The sequence below is a fragment of the Yoonia maritima genome (assembly GCF_002933395.1).
Lineage (GTDB): Bacteria > Pseudomonadota > Alphaproteobacteria > Rhodobacterales > Rhodobacteraceae > Yoonia > Yoonia maritima_A.
In genome coordinates this window covers 407,732-424,764 of record NZ_PKFN01000007.1, presented here as the reverse complement: position 1 = coordinate 424,764, position 17,033 = coordinate 407,732, and the positions used below count along the sequence as shown (strand labels likewise).

At 51.7% G+C, this 17,033-nt stretch carries 17 protein-coding genes, 1 tRNA gene and 1 pseudogene; 9 read left to right on the top strand and 10 right to left on the bottom strand.

All coding sequences use genetic code 11. The annotated features are described in order from the left end of the window. Positions 1–5 precede the first annotated feature (5 nt). Positions 6–1,181 (top strand): cytochrome b/b6 domain-containing protein, encoded by a 1,176-nt coding sequence (locus CYQ09_RS03520; protein ID WP_106744048.1) that lies wholly within the window; start codon positions 6–8, stop codon positions 1,179–1,181. 60 nt (positions 1,182–1,241) lie between these two features. On the opposite strand, the gene CYQ09_RS03515 is transcribed toward CYQ09_RS03520, so the two are convergent. Both CYQ09_RS03515 and CYQ09_RS03510 read right to left on the bottom strand, forming a co-directional pair. Next, on the bottom strand, positions 1,242–1,820 hold the full coding sequence (locus CYQ09_RS03515) for a YceI family protein (RefSeq protein WP_106744047.1): 579 nt from the start codon (positions 1,818–1,820) through the stop codon (positions 1,242–1,244). 124 nt (positions 1,821–1,944) lie between these two features. Continuing rightward, positions 1,945–2,526 carry a hypothetical protein gene (locus CYQ09_RS03510; protein ID WP_106744046.1) on the bottom strand — a complete coding sequence of 194 codons (582 nt, stop codon included), beginning with the start codon at positions 2,524–2,526 and terminating at the stop codon, positions 1,945–1,947. 263 nt (positions 2,527–2,789) lie between these two features. On the opposite strand from CYQ09_RS03510, the gene rpsF reads away from it, so the two are divergent. The 4 genes from rpsF (at position 2,790) to CYQ09_RS03490 (ending at position 4,691) form a co-directional block, all read left to right on the top strand. After that, the gene (gene rpsF, locus CYQ09_RS03505; RefSeq protein ID WP_106353806.1) at positions 2,790–3,143 is read left to right on the top strand and encodes a 30S ribosomal protein S6; all 354 of its coding nucleotides are present in this window, start codon (positions 2,790–2,792) and stop codon (positions 3,141–3,143) included. Positions 3,144–3,169: 26 nt separating this feature from the next. Beyond that, positions 3,170–3,397, top strand: coding sequence for a 30S ribosomal protein S18 (gene rpsR, locus CYQ09_RS03500; protein WP_106353804.1), 228 nt, complete (start codon positions 3,170–3,172; stop codon positions 3,395–3,397). A 13-nt stretch (positions 3,398–3,410) separates the two neighbouring features. Then, positions 3,411–4,022, top strand: coding sequence for a 50S ribosomal protein L9 (rplI, locus tag CYQ09_RS03495; RefSeq protein ID WP_106744045.1), 612 nt, complete (start codon positions 3,411–3,413; stop codon positions 4,020–4,022). 81 nt (positions 4,023–4,103) lie between these two features. Beyond that, positions 4,104–4,691 carry a hypothetical protein gene (locus tag CYQ09_RS03490; RefSeq protein ID WP_162617560.1) on the top strand — a complete coding sequence of 196 codons (588 nt, stop codon included), beginning with the start codon at positions 4,104–4,106 and terminating at the stop codon, positions 4,689–4,691. 25 nt (positions 4,692–4,716) lie between these two features. On the opposite strand, the gene CYQ09_RS03485 is transcribed toward CYQ09_RS03490, so the two are convergent. Beyond that, the gene (locus CYQ09_RS03485) at positions 4,717–5,130 is read right to left on the bottom strand and encodes a VOC family protein (protein ID WP_106744043.1); all 414 of its coding nucleotides are present in this window, start codon (positions 5,128–5,130) and stop codon (positions 4,717–4,719) included. Between the two features lie 238 nt (positions 5,131–5,368). Here CYQ09_RS03485 and CYQ09_RS03480 point away from each other — a divergent pair, with 238 nt between their 5' ends. Then, a complete protein-coding gene (locus CYQ09_RS03480; protein ID WP_106744042.1) occupies positions 5,369–7,327 on the top strand; it encodes a bifunctional 2',3'-cyclic-nucleotide 2'-phosphodiesterase/3'-nucleotidase in 1,959 nt (652 codons plus the stop codon). A 117-nt stretch (positions 7,328–7,444) separates the two neighbouring features. On the opposite strand, the gene tig is transcribed toward CYQ09_RS03480, so the two are convergent. From tig to CYQ09_RS18620, 3 genes and pseudogenes are all read right to left on the bottom strand, one after another. Further along, complete coding sequence (tig, locus tag CYQ09_RS03475; protein ID WP_106744041.1) at positions 7,445–8,776, bottom strand: trigger factor; 1,332 nt, start codon at positions 8,774–8,776, stop codon at positions 7,445–7,447. A gap of 21 nt (positions 8,777–8,797) precedes the next feature. Next, positions 8,798–8,882 (bottom strand) — tRNA-Leu (locus tag CYQ09_RS03470). A gap of 123 nt (positions 8,883–9,005) precedes the next feature. After that, a pseudogene (locus CYQ09_RS18620) lies at positions 9,006–10,651 on the bottom strand (NAD(P)H-hydrate dehydratase). Between the two features lie 173 nt (positions 10,652–10,824). On the opposite strand from CYQ09_RS18620, the gene CYQ09_RS03460 reads away from it, so the two are divergent. Both CYQ09_RS03460 and glnA read left to right on the top strand, forming a co-directional pair. After that, positions 10,825–11,163, top strand: coding sequence for a P-II family nitrogen regulator (locus CYQ09_RS03460; protein WP_045996366.1), 339 nt, complete (start codon positions 10,825–10,827; stop codon positions 11,161–11,163). Positions 11,164–11,223: 60 nt separating this feature from the next. Continuing rightward, the gene (glnA, locus tag CYQ09_RS03455) at positions 11,224–12,630 is read left to right on the top strand and encodes a type I glutamate--ammonia ligase (protein ID WP_106744040.1); all 1,407 of its coding nucleotides are present in this window, start codon (positions 11,224–11,226) and stop codon (positions 12,628–12,630) included. Between the two features lie 60 nt (positions 12,631–12,690). Here the strand turns inward: glnA and CYQ09_RS03450 are convergent, their stop codons facing one another. Both CYQ09_RS03450 and CYQ09_RS03445 read right to left on the bottom strand, forming a co-directional pair. Beyond that, complete coding sequence (locus CYQ09_RS03450; RefSeq protein WP_106744039.1) at positions 12,691–13,560, bottom strand: endonuclease/exonuclease/phosphatase family protein; 870 nt, start codon at positions 13,558–13,560, stop codon at positions 12,691–12,693. A 90-nt stretch (positions 13,561–13,650) separates the two neighbouring features. Beyond that, positions 13,651–14,121 (bottom strand): DUF6314 family protein, encoded by a 471-nt coding sequence (locus tag CYQ09_RS03445; RefSeq protein ID WP_239495840.1) that lies wholly within the window; start codon positions 14,119–14,121, stop codon positions 13,651–13,653. A 30-nt stretch (positions 14,122–14,151) separates the two neighbouring features. Here CYQ09_RS03445 and purB point away from each other — a divergent pair, with 30 nt between their 5' ends. Then, positions 14,152–15,459 (top strand): adenylosuccinate lyase, encoded by a 1,308-nt coding sequence (gene purB / locus CYQ09_RS03440; protein ID WP_106744038.1) that lies wholly within the window; start codon positions 14,152–14,154, stop codon positions 15,457–15,459. Between the two features lie 45 nt (positions 15,460–15,504). Here purB and CYQ09_RS03435 read toward each other — a convergent pair whose 3' ends face one another. Then, positions 15,505–16,182, bottom strand: coding sequence for an acyl-homoserine-lactone synthase (locus CYQ09_RS03435; protein ID WP_106744037.1), 678 nt, complete (start codon positions 16,180–16,182; stop codon positions 15,505–15,507). Positions 16,183–16,308: 126 nt separating this feature from the next. Next, positions 16,309–17,019, bottom strand: coding sequence for a helix-turn-helix transcriptional regulator (locus CYQ09_RS03430; protein WP_343229848.1), 711 nt, complete (start codon positions 17,017–17,019; stop codon positions 16,309–16,311). Between the last annotated feature and the right edge of the window lie 14 nt (positions 17,020–17,033).

Here is a 17,033-nt window from a genome sequence, read left to right as displayed (position 1 = left end):
CAACAATGCCCGCCACAAATACCGCCAGCACATACGGTACAGTCACCAAAGCTTTTCATTGGCTGACTGCTTTACTGATTCTCACCGTAATTCCATTAGGACTAATTGCCGAAGACCTTGCCTTTGATGCGCCCCTTAAGGTGCCGCTCTTCTCGGCGCACAAGACACTGGGCGTCATTATATTCTTTGTTGCGTTGGCACGCATCCTATGGGCATTGACCCAGACAAAACCGGGAGACCTTCATCCAGACCGCCGCTTAGAAACACTGGTTGCGCATATTGTACATTGGTTACTTTATGTCGCCTTGGTCGTTGTGCCGCTGTCAGGCTGGCTACACCATGCAGCCACTTCGGGGTTTGCCCCTATTTGGCTGCCAATCGGTCAAAGCCTTCCGTTCATTCCTCAAAACGAAAAACTGGCCGAGATTTTCTCGGGGCTGCATTGGGTCTGGAGCAAGATCCTCATCGCTTCAATCCTGTTGCATATTGCTGGTGCACTTAAACATCAAATCATCGACAAAGACGCGACGCTATCCCGCATGTGGTTCAAGCAATCGCAAGTACCGGACACATCGGAACGCGAAAAGGCGATTTTGGCCCCCATCTTTGCGCTCGGCATCTATATAGTCGCGGCAGGCGGCGCTGCGGCGGCAGGAATGCTTTCGCACGGAGATCGCGAACCTGCTGTCGTATTAGAACAAGTCACGTCGGATTGGATGGTGACGGACGGAACTATCGGCATCACGGTGCGCCAGCTTGGAAACCCGGTATCGGGACAGTTCGACGATTGGACCGCTGTCATCGACTTTGATCCAAACGCGACAGGTACGCTTGGCCACGTCACAACAACAATCGCGATCGGATCGTTGCACCTTGGGTCGGTTAGCGATCAGGCAATGGGCGCGGATTTCTTTGCTGCTGATGCCTTCCCCACAGCGACATTTGACGCAGACATTACAGCCGACGGCGGTACATATCTGGCAACTGGCACGCTAAAGATCAAAGACATCACGCTGCCTGTCACCCTGCCCTTCGTACTTAACCTTGAGGGTGATACAGCCGAGATGGCTGGGTCACTCGCGCTTGATCGGCGCGACTACCAAATTGGGCAAAGCATGGCAGACGAAAGCAGCCTCGGATTTGACGTGGGGGTTAATATCAACCTAACCGCCACACGATAACAAAAAAGGCTGCGCCTCGGTCAACCAAGGCGCAGCCAGTTTTTCTAGTGAGTTGCTGAATTATTCAGCCTTCATCGCCTCAACAGAAATCGTGACTTCGACTTCGTCGCTGACATATGGCGCGAATGCTCCGACTTCGTAGTCAGAACGCAGCAGCGTTGTTGTCGCGTCGAAGCCTGCCCATTCTTTTTCAGCCATTGGGTGCATACCAGTTTGATTTAGCTTCGCGTCCAGCACGACAGATTTCGTCACACCGTTCAGCGTCAAATCGCCAGTGATCAATGCGGTGTTGTCGCCAGTAACTTCGATACCTGTAGACGTGAATGTCACCATTTCGTCCTCATCGGCACCAAAGAAGTCACCTGACATGAAGTGTTCGAAACGGCCTTCCCAACCTGTCAGCATGCTGCGCACTGGGAATGAAACGTTCACGCTTGATGCTGCTGGGTCTTCAGCGTCAAAGCTGATTTCGCCTTCAAAGCCAGAAAACATGCCCATGCCGGTCGAAAAACCAAGGTGGTTATATGTGAACATGATTTGGCTGTGGCTTGCATCCAGCACATATGCCTCAGGGGCTGCAAATGCTGGCGCGGCGATTGATGATGCAGCGACTGCGGCTGCGAAAAGTACGTTCTTCATTGGAATCTCCAGTTGTGAGTAGTTTACACCCTCTATTGAAGGTGCATCACCGCACAAAGCAATTCTGCAATTCTGAACAAATTGTGTTCGACAACACAGTAGCCGGCGCTGTCGACGTGGTCTTTCAGGCTGCGCTATGCGGCGTGATCATCAAATCTTGTGCCAGTCGATCACGCAAGGGAATCAGTTGCGCCTCTATGGCTTCGGCCACGCATACACGCTGATTGGTATCGCGATACTGCAGCACGAGCGACGCTAAGCCATTTTCCGGCTGAGATTCAATAAAAACACCACCAATCGCGTCGAAACCGTAAGCCCCGATCGTGGTAGGCTTGCCAGCGCGGTTACTGATAACCTCACGAATTTCGCCTACGCTCGTGTCGACATGAATTTCTGCCTGCGACCCGCGACTTGCAAACCACAGCAAATAAAACCCAACCGCCGCGAATAATACTGACGCGGCAAGCCGGATCACACCAACATCGCCATTGAAAAACAATACAGGCAGGGCAAGCATGCTAACCGCAGCAATCATAAAGCACGCGCCAAAGAAATATGAGAACAACTGCGCCATCATCACGCCAATCGCTGGCGCACGACCAGACCGAATTTGATACCCCCAAAAAGTATCTTCTACTGCAAAGTGAGTTGGTTTTGCCATTTGCCCCTGACCGCCTGAAAATTGAGTTGCCACGCTTCCAGTCATGACGTCTCCTTGATGTCGTTTTCATATGAAATAACAGTAAATCAGGGCGACAAATAGGCATTGGCATGGCAGGTTATAGAAAACAAATGGCAGCCAATTCCAGCCAATAAAAATAGGGCTTTGATACTTGCATCACCCGGTTGGACCTGTATAAGGCCGCAACCTTTCTGTGTAATGTTGAACTGCGCAGTCTCTCGTGGGTGGGGTGCAGAAAGGTTCACTGCCCCACGCTTTGAAATGCGCTGATAATGAATGGAGTACGCATGCCGCTATACGAGCATGTCATGATTGCGCGTCAGGATCTTTCCAACTCGCAAGCTGAAGCACTTATCGAACACTTCGGATCCGTTCTTGCCGACAATGGCGGCAAGTTGCTGGAAAACGAATACTGGGGCGTCAAAACGATGGCCTATAAGATCAACAAAAACCGCAAGGGTCACTACGCACTACTGCGGACTGATGCGCCAATTCCTGCGATTCAGGAAATGGAACGTCTGATGCGCCTCCATGACGATGTCATGCGCGTGCTGACTATCAAAGTCGACGCACACGAAGATGGCCCATCTGTACAGATGCAGAAACGCGAAGAACGTGGCGAACGCCGCGAGCGCCGCTAATCAGATCTTAGATAAGGACAACAATCATGGCTACTAAACCATTTTTCCGTCGTCGTAAGTCCGATCCGTTTGAAGGCGATAACGCGCCAAAGATCGACTACAAAGACACTCGCCTTTTGCAGCGCTATATCTCTGAGCGCGGTAAAATCGTTCCAGCCCGTATCACAGCTGTTGGTGCCAAGAACCAGCGTAAGCTCGCCCAGGCGATCAAACGCGCGCGTTTCCTTGCCCTGCTGCCATACGCAGTAAAGTAAGGACACCGATCACATGGATATCATTCTCCTTGAGCGCGTGGCCAAACTGGGCCAAATGGGCGAAGTCGTTTCTGTTAAAGAAGGCTACGCACGTAACTTCCTGCTGCCACAAGGCAAAGCACTGCGCGTAAACGCTGCAAACCTTGCACGTTTCGAAGCAGAAAAAGCACAGCTTGAAGCACGCAACCTTGAAAGCAAAACAGAAGCAGCAGCATTGGCTGAAAAGCTGGACGGCGAAACATTCGTCATCATCCGCTCTGCATCTGATTCTGGCGCGCTTTACGGTTCTGTCACAACGCGTGACGCCGCCGAAGTTGCAACCGAAGCAGGCTTTACCGTCGACAAAAAACAAGTTGTTTTGTCTGCAACAATCAAAGACTTGGGCCTGCACGACGTAACCGTCAACCTGCACCCAGAAGTCGCTGCAACAATCACACTGAACGTTGCACGTTCCGCAGAAGAAGCCGAGCTGCAAGCAGCTGGTAAATCTATCGCAGAACTGGCCGCCGAAGAAGAAGCAGCTGCTGAATTCGAAATTCAGGAACTGTTTGACGACATCGGCTCTGCCGCTGACGAATTCGGTGACGACGAAGAAGCGCCTGCACAAAGCAACGACGAAGACTAATTCGATCTGCTTTTACAGTACATTAGGCCGCTCCGTTTGGAGCGGCCTTTTTTAAACGAGTATCCTGCCACGGGCCATTTTGTGCGCGTCCAGTTATGTTACAGTCGGCAGGACAGGAGAATAAAGCTGAAAACTCTTGCCCCACTTATTCTGACCACCGCGATAACGGCCTGTACCGTACCAGTCGGTGACATTCGCTGGAAACCCGAATTACTTTCCCCCGGTGATTACGTCTCGGTGCATCAAAGCCGTTCTGGCCTCATCCACCACATGTACAACGGTCGCCAAGGCAAAGATTACCTAGTCGAAAGCTATCGGGGCCAGAGCCCAACCGGAACACCGGCATTTACCACGCGGCTTGATGGCAATGGAAATTACCTTTCATGGCAGCGCTCTGACGGCTATGAAGTGCGCTACCAACCACACGACTGTACCCGCACGTTGGGCAAATGCCGCTACACTGAAATCCGGCCGAACGAAGAACGTATCAGATGGACGCGTATCACGACGGCGACCAACATCGGTTTCAAATATGTTGAGACCGATACAAACGGCGAACGCCGCGTAACAGGCGAGATCGCAATTGACGAACGCGGATTCGCAGGAAGCGGACAGGTAAGCGGCCATTTCGGAGCACAGACCTTCACCCTGATTGGCCAAAGTGATTAGCGTCAACGCGGTAGAATCGCATGAGTTACATGTTAGTCGGCGCACGAAAGACCACACTGTCGGCTGAACGTGTGGCTGGGCCGTGGTAGACTGCTTCAATATTATTGCCCTCAGGGTCCAAGGCATATGCTGCGAAATAGCCCGGGTGATACGCACGCTCACCCGGTTCACCATTGTCGGTGCCGCCGTTTGCTATTGCCGCTTCATGAAACGCTCTCACTTGATCACGGCCGTCCGCCTGAAAAGCCATGTGCACGCTGCTGTGCCTATCCGCAGACTGAGAAACATACAGCTCATCAGCGATAAAGAACTGTTCAGCTTCCACTGAAATGTCCCGCCCAAGTACGGCTAACACGGAGCGATAAAACACCTTACTCGCTACAATATCAGCGACCTGCAGGTGGATATGATCAATAAGCCTACCTTTATGAACTTCCATTGATTAGGTTCCTCTTTTGCGAAAAGGATAGCATAAAACGTTCCGATATTCAGCTTTCGACGCGGATAACACCGTGCCGACAATCGCATGAACGACTATTTTTCTATCAATTCAAATAACTTACGACTGAAACGAGACAATTCAATAGCGACAGCACGGTCTGTATAAACACACACTTGTTACAAACCCCATCCAGATGTCTACTGACCAAACATCTAGAAATCCGGGGGATTATCTCATGTCACTTCGTCTAAATCGTCGTCACTTCATCGCAGGCTCTGCTGGGCTGATCGCGATGCATCCGTTTTCTGTCAGCGCGGCCACCAATCAGGCGCACCTGCGCTTGATGGAAACCACTGACCTTCACGTCCATGTTTTTCCTTACGACTATTACGCTGACCGCCCTGTGGATACGGTCGGCCTTGCCCGGACAGCATCCATCATCGAAGGCGTGCGCGCAGAATCGACAAACTCACTCCTGCTCGACAATGGTGACTTTCTTCAAGGGAACCCAATGGGCGATTACATCGCCTATGAACGCGGCATGAAAGAGGGTGACATGCACCCAGTCATCACAGCGATGAACACACTTGGGTTTGATGCATCGACGCTCGGCAACCACGAATTCAACTATGGGATTCCATTTTTGATGAAGTCGGTCGCTGGGGCCGCCTTCCCTGTTGTGTCTGCCAACGTCGTCAAAGAAATGGGCGCAACGCCCACTGCTGACACTACCCTGCTGCCACCTTACACAATTCTTGAACGCACGCTGACCGATGGGTCCGGTGTCGCGCACCCGATCAAGATCGGGCTTATCGGATTTGTGCCACCACAGATTATGAACTGGGACCGCAAGCATCTAGAAGGCAACGTGCAGGCCCGCGATATCGTCGCATCCGCCCGCGCATATGTTCCACAGATGAAGGAACAAGGCGCAGATATCATCGTCGCACTTTGCCATTCTGGCATCGGCGAAGCGAATGAATCTGATGGCATGGAAAACGCCGCGATACCTTTGGCGGGCGTGGACGGCATTGATGCCATCTTGACTGGCCACAGCCACCTCGTCTTCCCATCTTCAAACTACGACGACTGGGCGGGCGTTGATGTCGCCGCAGGAACGATCAACGGCAAACCCGGCGTGATGGGCGGCTTTTGGGGCAGCCATATGGGACTGGTCGATCTACTGCTTGAACGTGACGGCAACGGATGGCGGGTTCTTTCGCACACGTCCGAGGCGCGCCCAATCTCGCGTCGCGAAGAAGACCGTAGCATCACCCCACTGGTCGAAGACTTCGTACCTGTTTTGGAATCAATTCAAGACATCCACGATCAGACACTTGACTATGTGCGCACAGCGGTCGGTAAAACCGATGCACCGCTTCACAGCTATTTTGCGCTGGTCGCCGATGATCCATCCGTTCAAATCGTGTCGAACGCGCAAACTTGGTACATCACGGAACAAATGGTCGGCACCGAATTTGAAGGGCTACCAATCCTATCCGCTGCCGCTCCGTTCAAGGCTGGTGGCCGCGGCGGTCCCGAATATTTCACCGACGTTCCCGTTGGCGACGTGGCAATCAAAAACGTGGCGGATTTATACCTCTACCCCAATACTGTACGAGCGGTGAAGGTAACGGGTGCGCAGGTCAAGAACTGGCTGGAACGCAGCGCCGGGATGTTCAACCAAATCGAACCCGGTTCATCCGATGCAGTGCTACTGAACCCTGATTTTCCAAGCTACAACTTCGATGTAATCGACGGGGTCACCTACCAAATTGATCTATCCCAACCGGCGATGTTCGACCGTGAAGGCGAAGTGATCAATGCCGACACAAACCGCATCGTAAATCTACAATTCAACGGTGCACCGATCGACCCATCGCAAGAATTCATCCTTGCGACGAACAACTACCGGGCATCCGGTGGAGGCAGCTTCCCCGGCGCAGATGGATCGACGGTCATTTTTGAAGGGCCCGACACGAATCGCGACGTGATCGTGCGCTACATCGTCGACAAAGGTACGGTCAGCCCACGCGCGGATGCGAATTGGTCATTTGTGCCGATGGACGGCACCACCGTCATCTTTGAAACGGGGCCCGCTGGCGCAGAATACGCAGACAGCGTTGCAGGCATGACCATCACACCCGCAGGCAGCAGCGAATCTGGATTCGCTTTGTTCCGCATCACGCTTTGACAAAATCGGGCCCAGCCTCTGATGGGGCGGCTGGGCCAAATCTTATTTGGCTAGACCTTCAAAACAAAAGGCGCCCCAAACTGGAGCGCCTTTTTCAGATTAAATCTGGCGTTGATCTTACTCTTCTTCGAGCTTCTCAACAGCTTTTTGCAGATCGTCTTTGCTGACTTCTTTGTCAGTGACCGCAGCTTTTTCAAAGATGTGGTCGACGACTTTGTCTTCGAACATTGGCGCCTGCAGTTGCTGACGGAACTGAGCGTTCTGCTGTACGAATTCAAAGAACTGACGCTCTTGACCTGGGTACTGGCGCGCTTGGTTCATGATCGCTTGTGTCATTTCTTGATCGGTGACTTTCACGTCAGCCTTCTGACCGATGTCAGCCAATAGAAGACCCAGCTTTACGCGACGCTCAGCAAGCTTCTTGTGCTCGTCAGTTGGTTCGATCTCTGGGTGATCGTGACCTTCAACTTCTGGGTTTTCTTCGTGCCACAGCTGGTGAGCGATCTGGTTTGCTTCAGCAGTAACCAAAGATTCTGGCAGGTCGAAAGAAACAACTTTGTCCAACTCGTCCAGCAGCGCGCGTTTTGCAACAGCACGTGATGCACCCGTGTATTCGGCTTCCAGACGCTCAGTGATCTGTGTCTTCAGGCCTTCCAGATCTTCTGCGCCGAATTTCTTCGCCAGCTCATCATCCAGCTCAGGCGTCTTTGGTGCCTTCACTTCTTTGATTGTGCAGGTGAATACAGCTTTCTTACCAGCAAGGTTTTCAGCTTGGTAATCTTCTGGGAATGTGACTTCGATGTCTTTTTCGTCGCCAGCTTTGACCTTCAGCAGGCCATCTTCAAAGCCAGGAATGAAAGAGTTTGAACCGATAACAAGTGGGTAATCTTCCGCAGCGCCGCCTTCGAATGCTTCGCCGTCAACTTTACCAACAAAATCCAGAACGACTTGGTCGTCTTTCTTTGCTTGCGTCTTTTTCGCTTCGTAAGAAACAGCCTGAGGTGAAGACGCGAGGTTATCCAGCGCTTCCTTAACTGATTCTTCGTCGGCTTTAACAACCAGACGCTCTAGCTTGATTTTGCTGAAATCTGTGTCCGCGATTTCCGGAAGTTTCTCGTAAGAAACGTCAACGGCAACATCATCGCCCTCTTTCCAGTCTTCGTTTGTCATCTTCATTTCAGGCTGTGCCGCAGGACGGTCACCTGATTCTTCAAGGTGCTTGCTCAGGGCGCCGTCGATGGCTTCCTGCATGCTTTCGCCCATAAGACGTTGACCAAACTGCTTGCGCAGCAACGCCATCGGTACTTTACCCTTACGAAAGCCCTTCATTTCAACGGTTGGCTGAGCTTCTTTAAGCTTCTCTTCAACCTTCGCGTCCAGTTCAGCCGCCGTAACGGTGATAGCGTAGCCGCGCTTGAGGCCTTCGTTGAGGGTCTCAGTGACCTGCATGTGCTGTCCTTCATAAATTAATGGTGCGGGTGAAGGGACTCGAACCCCCACGCCTCGCGGCGCCAGAACCTAAATCTGGTGCGTCTACCAATTCCGCCACACCCGCATGATTATAAGGGGCAGTTATTAAGTCCGACCCCAAGGTTGGGCGCTTACTAGCAAAGGAGTTACCGGGATGCGAGAGGAAAAATGCGCTTTCTGCGACCAAATGTGCAGAAAGTTTGGAAGGTCATAGATTTAGGTCACGCATGACCCTTGGTAACTGCTCTGGTAGGTCCTCTGCAATCAGCCCCGGACCAAACTTGATCGCGCATTCTGTATGTAACCACGACCCTGTTTCTGCAGCCTGCATCGGCGCAAACCCACGCGCCAGCAGTCCAGCAATAAAGCCTGCCAAAACATCACCTGATCCGGCGGTCGCCAACCACGGCGCTGCACGTTCATAAACCGATGCGTTAATACTGCATCGCCCACTTGGATCGGCGATCGCCGTATTTGGCCCTTTGAATAGCACAACACACCCTGCCCGCTTGGCCGCTTCGCGCGTGGCATTAACCTTAGAATAGGCCGGGCCAGTCGTTGCAGGCGCGCTTAACTTTTCAGCAATGTCAGGAAACAGCCGCGCAAATTCTCCCGCATGGGGTGTGAGCACACAACGATCATGCAAACAATCAAATAACTGCGCGTCGCCTGCCAATATCGTCAAAGCGTCCGCATCCAGAACCGTAGGGCGTGGATTTACCCCGCCCTTACCAAGAACAGCAGCGACCAAGCTGCGCTCTCGATCACCCAGACCGAATCCCGGCCCAATGCAAAGCGCATTGATCCGTTCATCCTCCAAGGCACTCACAAGTGTCTCAGCATCTTCGATTACAGTCAGCATAACCGCATTTAACTGCGCCGCATTCTCGATAAGCGCGCCCTCAGGGCAACCAACCGTCACAGCCCCTGCCCCAATCCGCAAAGCGCCCCGCGCCGCAAGCCGAGCCGCGCCTCCTTTGCCGGAGCCACCAGAGAAGATGAGAGCGTAACCGTGGGAGTATTTGTGGGCACTATCATTCTTACTAAGCTGCCCAATTACATCAGCACTCTGCGATCGGCCGGCAGCGTTGCCCCCATTAGTCATAGACCAATATCCACGATGATAATTTTACCGCATTTAGATGCACATGCAGCCACCATGTGCCCCAATTTCTTTCGGTGAAAAGTCACAGTTAGATTGAAATTTGCTATTAGTTGAGGGTCTGTGTACGATATTTTCTCGGCTAAATAAGCGTCAGAGTAGTCAACTAACGCACCTGAATCCGCATTAAACCCGCTTGGAATATCAACTGCGACACATCGCTGACTTCCATAATTACCAAATTTATCAATGATTTCGCGCCAGGGTTGCTCAATTGGCCGAGTCAATCCAATCCCAAATAATGCATCGATGATCAGCTCTGCCTCATATACTTCTCCATGTGACCAACCATAAGCGGCAATTTCTCCAAAGACCTCCCCCAGCTTCGTCCACCGCTCATAATTCACCCGCGCATCCTGTGGCAGCTTTTCAGCATCCCCATACAAAAACACCTCAACGCCCCACCCGGCCTCATATAGCAGCCGCGCGACAACAAAACCGTCACCGCCATTATTCCCCGGCCCGCATAACACGACCGCCCTATGCTTCCTCTTCTCATCATCTTGCAACAAATACTCCGGGGGTTTGGGGGTTGGCCCCCAAGACGGTGCAAGCTCAGGCCACTCCTCAAATATGGCTTCCACAACGCCCCGCCCCGCGCGCTCCATCAGTTCTAACCCGGTGACTTCGCCAGAGGCGATCGCAGCCGCTTCGATGGCGCGCATTTGGGCAGCGGTTAAAAGTTCGGTCATCTACTTAGGCATTCCAATTTTCATTTTGCATATTTTTCGGGATAATTGCACAATATTTAATCAGTTGTTGTTCTTTACCCCGTTGCATCTGCCTTCAAGGTTCGCCACGAATTGTCCCGATGCAACAGAAATGTTCTGACCACCATAAATAACCGCTAGGGGAGTCGCGGCCTATGAAAAAGATCGAAGCGATCATCAAACCATTCAAACTCGACGAAGTGAAAGAAGCGCTCCAAGAAGTGGGCGTGCAAGGGCTTTCTGTTGTCGAAGTCAAAGGCTTTGGCCGCCAAAAGGGTCACACTGAACTGTACCGTGGTGCAGAATATGTTGTCGATTTCTTGCCAAAAGTAAAAATCGAAGTCGTATTGGCCGATGATCAAGTCGACGCCGCCGTTGAAGCAATCATTGGCGCCGCAAAAACCGACAAAATCGGTGACGGCAAAATTTTCGTATCCCCAGTTGAGCAAGCGATCCGTATCCGGACCGGCGAATCTGGCGACGACGCACTCTAATCTCGTCTCGGCCACGCCCGAGACCCAAAGAATACCAAAGACGTTAAGAAAGGTACCAAAATGGAAAACAAAGATGTCATCAAGCTGATCAAGGATGAGGAAGCCGACTATGTCGATATCCGCTTCACTGATCCACGCGGCAAATTGCAGCACGTGACCGTCGTTTCTGATCTGGTTGACGAAGATTTCCTTGAAGAAGGCTTTATGTTTGACGGTTCCTCCATCGCTGGTTGGAAATCCATCGATAAATCCGACATGAAACTGATGCCTCAGGCAAGCAGCGCTTATGTTGACCCATTTTATGCTGAGAAAACTGTCTGCATCCACTGTGATGTTGTTGAGCCAGACACAATGGAAGCATACGACCGTGACCCACGCGGTACAGCTGCAAAAGCTGAAGAATACCTGAAATCTTCAGGTATTGGTGATGTTGCTTACTTTGGTCCAGAAGCCGAATTCTTCGTGTTCGACGACGTGCGCTTCCAAGTGTCCATGAACAAAGTATCCTACCAAGTTGACGCAATTGATGGTGCTTGGAATTCAGACACCGAATACGAAATGGGCAACACAGGTCACCGTCCGGGCGTTAAGGGCGGCTATTTCCCTGTAAACCCAATCGATGACGCGCAAGAAATGCGTTCCGAAATGCTTTCCACCATGAAGCGCATGGGCATGAAAGTTGACAAGCACCATCACGAAGTGGCGTCTTGCCAGCACGAATTGGGCCTGATCTTTGGCTCACTGACGCACCAAGCGGACGAAATCCAAAAGTATAAGTACGTTGTTCACAACGTTGCCCAAGCTTACGGTAAATCTGCGACATTCATGCCAAAGCCAATCGCTGGCGATAACGGCACAGGTATGCATGTGAACATGTCGATCTTCAAAGACGGCAAGCCACTGTTCGCAGGCGACAAATACGCCGATCTGTCACAAGAAGCGCTATACTTCATCGGTGGTATCCTGAAGCACGCGAAAGCGCTGAACGCGATCACCAACCCATCAACAAACAGCTACAAGCGCCTGATCCCAGGTTTTGAAGCACCCGTTCTGCGCGCATACTCTGCGTCGAACCGTTCGGGTTGTGTACGTATCCCTTGGGCAGAAAACCCAAAGGCAAAGCGCGTCGAAGCACGTTTCCCTGATCCAGCAGCCAACCCATACCTGTGCTTCGCAGCACTGCTGATGGCTGGCCTTGACGGCATCAAAAACAAAATCGATCCGGGCCCCTCTTCTGACAAAGATCTTTACGATCTACCACCAGAAGAATTGGCAGGCATCCCAACTGTTTGTGGTTCACTGCGCGAAGCACTTGAAGCACTTGAAGCTGACCATGACTTCTTGATCCAAGGTGACGTATTCACCAAAGATCAACTTGAAGGCTACATGGAATTGAAATGGGAAGAAGTGTACGCATACGAGCACACACCACACCCAATGGAATACAAGCTGTACTACAGCTGCTAATTCCGCAGATCCTAATTTTGGAAAAGGCACCGCTACGGCGGTGCCTTTTTCGTTGAATACCTAGCTCTCTAACGCCAAATGCGCCAACACCCCCAAATGATCAGACCCTAGCAAACCGCGGTAGCTCAAACTGCCTCCGCCGGGTGCATAAACATGGTCCAAAAACAACGGCGCACCATAGAGTTTAAAAGTCGGCCGGAGCGGACCAGCAATTTTCGTCTCTGATGCCTGTCGTATCTGCCGAACAGATGACGCCCACGGAAAGATATTGAAATCTCCGCCGATCACCAAAGGTCCTTCAAGCGCGTCAAACAACGCCACGGCTGCCTGTGTTGACGCATTTTGACGATAAGGATACGGCCACGGCAAATGCACGGAGGCTACCCAAATATGATAGCCATCGTTTTCAATTTGCGCCGCAGCAACACCAGTCACGTCAGAACACCGGGGCGGCCTAACGAACTGTGTCTTGGACAAGACCGCCACCCCGCTCCACCCGGTAAATCGGCACAAATGTTGAAATGGGTAAGCGTCTTTAAGTATCATCAGAAATGGATCATTGCGCTGACTGACTTCTTGTAGTGTCACGACATCTGCATCAGTTGCACGAATATCTGCCGCTAACGCAGCCCATTCATCATTTCGGTAAAGTAAGTTTTTTGTATAAAGTATGAGGCTTCCAGGTGGCTGCGATCGCATCAATAGTGGCACCGTCGTCATCAGTGCTGCGAAGCCTGCCACGGCAAGCATGTAACGCAATATGCGCGCCACCGGAAATACGAGCGCGACAAGACACATCCCACCCAACGGCATACGAAGCAAAGAGACACTATCTGCAAAAGGGTGCAGTCCGCCCGCGAAACCTAGGACGATGCCGACACACACAAAAAAGCAAGAGAACGCCGCAAATCGGCGGAATAGTACACGCATTGATTTCTGCTCCGTTGAACAACATTTAGGCCTTACTAAACGCGTCGGAGCTGCAATCTTAGGTGAAGGGATGTGCAGCGTTTGTGCAGATCAACGCCAATACTGCGATACCATTTCATAATCTTTTCGCGGACCGCTGACCTGCCACGTCGCCTGCCATTGCGGCCAGTCCAAAAAATCGTAACGCACTTGATAGAAGTCCGCGCCACATGGATGGTCGATACCTTGAGGCTGGCCTGCCGGAACAAAGCTATGAAATGCACCGCCGTCTTCGAAAAATACGTCAACGGCACTGACGCCGAACACCCACCGATTGCAACGTTTCGCAACCATTGTCGGACCATCACCGAAACGCAAGTCTCCGACTTCAGAATATAACAAGGCCCCCTCTCCGTTAGGGTCGAACCGCGCAGTTCCAGACAAGGTGCCAACTTGATCACTATAGCGGTCTGTGATCACGCGCGAAAGTTGCCAACGCCCTTTAAAATCTTCGCATTCCAGCATTCGCGTGATCTGTCCCTTGAGGCTTTGGCCCGCCCCCTTTATGACGCGGGGGAACATTGCTGCCCACCCCAAGAAAGGTGCTACCTCATGATCCCTCGCTATTCTCGCCCGGAAATGACTGCAATCTGGGAACCTGCCACCAAATTCAAAATCTGGTACGAAATCGAAGCACACGCCTGTGACGCGCAGGCCGCGATTGGTGTGATCCCCAAAGAAAGCGCCGCGGCCGTTTGGAAAGCTAAAGACGTTGAATTCGACGTGGCCCGGATCGATGAAATCGAAGCTGTCACAAAACACGACGTTATCGCGTTTCTGACACACCTGGCTGAACACATCGGATCAACTGAGGCACGCTTTGTTCATCAAGGCATGACATCATCCGACGTTCTGGATACCACATTCAACGTTCAACTCGTCCGCGCTGCTGATCTGCTGCTGTCAGGCATGGACCGCGTGTTGACCGCATTGAAAACCCGCGCCGTTGAGCACAAGGACACTGTTCGTATTGGCCGTAGCCACGGTATTCACGCAGAGCCCACAACAATGGGTCTGACCTTCGCACGTTTCTATGCAGAAATGGACCGCGGGCGCACACGCCTTGTTGCGGCGCGTGAAGAAATCGCAACCGGCGCAATCTCCGGCGCGGTTGGTACATTCGCAAACATCGATCCATCCGTCGAAGAACACGTTTGCGAACAACTTGGTCTTTCGCCTGAACCTATCAGCACCCAAGTCATTCCACGTGACCGCCATGCCATGTTCTTTGCAACATTAGGCGTCATCGCATCATCCATCGAAAACATCGCAACCGAAGTCCGCCACATGCAGCGCACCGAAGTCCTTGAGGCCGAAGAGTTCTTCTCCAAGGGGCAAAAAGGTTCATCTGCGATGCCACACAAACGCAATCCAGTTTTGACTGAAAACCTGACTGGTCTTGCCCGTCTGGTACGCATGTCTGTCGTTCCTGCAATGGAAAACGTGACGCTTTGGCACGAACGTGACATCAGTCATTCTTCTGTCGAGCGTGCGATCGGCCCAGATACGACTGTAACACTGGACTTTGCCCTGCACCGTCTGGCTGGTGTGATCGAAAAGCTGGTGATCTATCCGGACAACATGCTCGCGAACATGAACAAGTTCCGCGGTCTCGTGATGTCACAGCGTGTTCTTCTCGCCCTGACACAAGCAGGCGTTAGCCGCGAAGACGCCTACAAACTGGTTCAGCGCAACGCGATGAAAGTTTGGGAACAAGGCAAAGATTTCAAAACAGAGCTGCTAGGCGATGATGAAGTTCTTGCCGCCTTGTCAGCCGAAGAGATCGAAGAAAAATTCGACCTTGGCTACCACACAAAGCACGTTGAAACGATCTTCAAGCGCGTTTTCGGCGATAACTAAAATATACGGCCGGACGGAAATGCTCCGCCCGGCCGTAAAATAGATTTACTTGACTGAAGGCGCGTGTAGCGGCGCTTGTGCGCCCGCAGCGCCAGCCTTGCGGACCTGTGCAGCACTATTCGCGACTTTGGTTTTACGGCGATGTTTTGCCGGCATACTCATCGCGACATAGCGACGGTTATCATGGCAGTTCACGTAGGGGTCACCGATCAAATCAACATCGTACCCGAGCTGGCGTAAAGTACGCGCGAAAACTGGCGGGCAAAGCGCCATGATTTCAGTACCGCCATTTGCAGTAGCTTGATCAACAACACCATCAAGCACAAGACCCAGACACTCAGACCGTTCAGCTTGGGTTTTGACCTCGTCAGAAATGACAACACGCGTTGCCTCCCAAACATTTGGTGTGACGGTCGCAATTTTGATAATGTCTTCTGGAATACCAATCAGTTTGCCAGCAACTGCATCACGCAGCATATAGGTATGCGAACCCCACTGTGCCGTCGTCGCCATCGCGCGCATTCCGCCAATCACCTTACCGTCGCGCAGTACTAACGAATAATGTGCGTTAGGGTTATCATATTGATCCATCTCAACGCTATCATCGTGCGGGATATCCCAACCAAGCTGGTCTACAAAGAACTGTTTGCGCAATGCAAGAAATTCATAAAAGGCAGTTCCGTACTGGTGAAGCTGAGCAAAATTAAACGAAATATTTTCCATGGTGGTTTCTCTCTACCGATAAGCGATATTGACGCCAGTTTACATCTGTTGATTGTCACGAATTTCGTGCCTCCAACAAATTAGCGCCAAATTTTCAATAAGTGATAAAAAAATTGATAGTATTTTTCAGATTAGGCCGTACTGGTTCGCAAGTGCCGCAGCTTGGGTGCCCGTTTTCGCACCCAATTTCAATTTTGCATTCTTTAAACGCTGCTTTACCGCGCCCTCGCTCACACTCAACTCAAAGGCGATTTCCTTTAATCGCTTTCCATCTTTAACCATACCTAGCGCCTCTAATTCCGCGCGTGTTAAATTAGTGGGAGGAGCCGTTTCATTATGCCGCCTGACGAGTAAAGCCTTTAAGAGTTTCACCTCAAGGTCGGTATATTCACGATCGGCGCGCGTAAATGACGCGAAGGAACGTTGGGCATCGACGTTACCATCAAAAACGGAAACAGTGACCCCGTACCGCAAGCCAAAGGTCTTCGCTTGAGCAATAATCCGCTTAGGATCGTCGAGTGGGATCTCGCTCCATCGGCAAATCCCAACGTTACTATAGGCCCATCTAACTATTGGATCGAACAGCATAAAGCGCTGCGCCGTATAGTGCTGCACCCATTCAGGAGGGAAAGCATTCACCTCCTCCATTGGAAAGGCAAAACCTATCCGTAACGCAATATAATATCCGGACGGAGCGAGCTGCTCAATTTCGTCCGGACCCATCAATGTCGCCATCCGTTTTCCCCGAACCTTTGATTTCTGACAAAGGCCTTGTTGCTTCTGCACTGTTTTCTGTACAATACAAATGAACAATACTTTGTCAGAGAGTATTGCCATATGACCACCATTGG